The organism is Streptomyces flavovariabilis, assembly GCF_000725785.1.
GTDB lineage: Bacteria > Actinomycetota > Actinomycetes > Streptomycetales > Streptomycetaceae > Streptomyces > Streptomyces hawaiiensis.
Genome location: NZ_JNXD01000134.1, coordinates 1 through 207, shown reverse-complemented (window position 1 = coordinate 207; position 207 = coordinate 1). Strand labels below are relative to the sequence as shown.

General features: G+C 67.6%; 1 protein-coding gene. It reads right to left on the bottom strand.

What is annotated here, in order from left to right; translation table 11 throughout:
- On the bottom strand, window positions 1-207 hold a 207-nt coding region (locus tag IO24_RS41865), incomplete at both ends, for an alpha-amylase family glycosyl hydrolase (RefSeq protein ID WP_037670202.1).

Here is a 207-nt window from a genome sequence, read left to right as displayed (position 1 = left end):
GTAGTAGTCGCCGTAGGGCCCGTCGGGGTCCTTGCGCGACTCCTGGAACCACGGGTGCTGGTCGCTGGTGTGGTTCATGACGAAGTCGATGATCACGCGCATGCCGCGCTGGTGGGCGGCGTCGACGAACTCCACGAAGTCGGCCAGGTCGCCGAACTCCGGCAGCACGGCCGTGTAGTCGGAGACGTCGTAGCCGCCGTCGCGCAG